We start from the raw sequence: 1,431 nt of genomic DNA, 5'->3' as shown, positions 1-1,431 counted from the left end.
AGAACTGGGAAAAAACACATAAACTAAACATCATCGGTTGAAACAACATCAATTGCACCACAAGCTTTAAAAAGCCATTTTAATGCACCCGATGAAAAAGGATTATCTAATACTGTAACCTCTACTAAAAAATGAGTATTTGCAATTTCATCATTAAATTTATGAGCATTCCACCAAAACCACTCTCTGGTATCTGGTTCAAGCCATACAAGCCAATTTCCTAAGCTCCATTTTTCATTTTTCTCTAAAATTACTTGTTTTTCCCAAGGAAGACTTTTTCTATAAGCAATTTTTTTTTCACTTTCACTTTTTGAAAGTTCTGGAGCACAATTATTAACAAACTCATATGGTAATATTTTTGACCATACTTCAAAAGAAGGCCAGGCTAGTTCTGAATTAAAGTTTACTATCATTAACACCCGTTTAGATAAGTTTAGTACTTCGTCAACGTTATTATTACAACGAATAATAAATCTAGCTATACCAATACCGGTTGTCTTTACTGTATAATCAGGCGGATTTTCAAATCGCTCCCTTTCTAATAACAATTGCCTCATGTATTCACTATTTATTACCATTTTTACCACTACCTTGAATTATAGATTTATTCAATTCATCAAATTGGTTTGGTCTGATACCATACTGATTATCTGCTTTTGTTGGATCAGCAATTACAGGTTTATCCTTATTATATTTCACCTCTGACTCAAATACTGCATTTTTCTTTACCTCTTCTAAAAAAGATTTTGATACTTCAAATGACTTTATTGTGGCTCCTTCCATATTTTGAGATATTCGCTTATCTAAAAATGCTTGTGCTCTCGCTTTATCCCCAAAATTCAAATATAAAGTTGTATTACCAGTTATTGTCACCTCCCCATTATTACCAATAATGACTCGAGTATTAGGTGCTCCTTCAACACGATAGACAATAACTGTTTCAATACTACCTGGACTAGTAAGTTTTACTCCTCCATACAAGCCAGCCAATGAAGATACAATAGCATGTGCTGCCATAACATATTTATATTGTCGAGCAACATCATTTACATCTTTACCTGTTTCTTTGGCAATTGCTTCGATTGAAGCTAAATGAATAATGTTGTTGGGATCTAAACCGACTAATGCTTTGTTAAGATTTTCTGAGTCTTCTCTATATATATCAGCATTTGTCAAATTTCTAGCAACTTCTTTTTCATATTCTTTTTGCATTTCCCATGCTTCTTGCAGTAATCCTTTACAAGCAGAGCTTGAGGTGTTACCTAAAGAACAATTGTCTTGTAAAATTTGCTCTCGTTCTTTATCTAGTTTATTGAGATTTTCTAATTCTTTCTTTTCATCTTCTGTTAATTCCTCACCTAGATAGTTTGGCTTTATCCAAGTTAAGTAAGCCTTTCGTTTGGCTTCATCTACACTCAAATAGTTATTCTC

The 1,431-nt window shown here is 32.7% G+C and carries 2 protein-coding genes; both read right to left on the bottom strand.

Annotation, left to right across the window (positions count from 1 at the left end; genetic code table 11):
• Positions 1-23 precede the first annotated feature (23 nt).
• Positions 24-578: a hypothetical protein gene (locus J3U57_RS12615; RefSeq protein WP_267344988.1), complete on the bottom strand. Its 555-nt coding sequence runs from the start codon at positions 576-578 to the stop codon at positions 24-26.
• Positions 565-1,431: DUF6862 domain-containing protein (locus J3U57_RS12610; RefSeq protein WP_267344990.1), on the bottom strand; the 867-nt coding region annotated here is incomplete at its 5' end. The genes J3U57_RS12610 and J3U57_RS12615, both read right to left, overlap by 14 nt.

Origin of the sequence: Gilliamella sp. B3464 (assembly GCF_026536145.1) — a bacterium.
Taxonomy (GTDB): Bacteria; Pseudomonadota; Gammaproteobacteria; order Enterobacterales; family Orbaceae; genus Gilliamella.
This window is presented reverse-complemented; position numbering and strand designations above follow the sequence as displayed.

Coding starts and splice junctions, on each gene's coding strand:
- J3U57_RS12615 (WP_267344988.1), bottom strand. CDS start 578: ATGGTAATAAATAGTGAATACATGAGGCAATTGTTATTAGAAAGGGAG.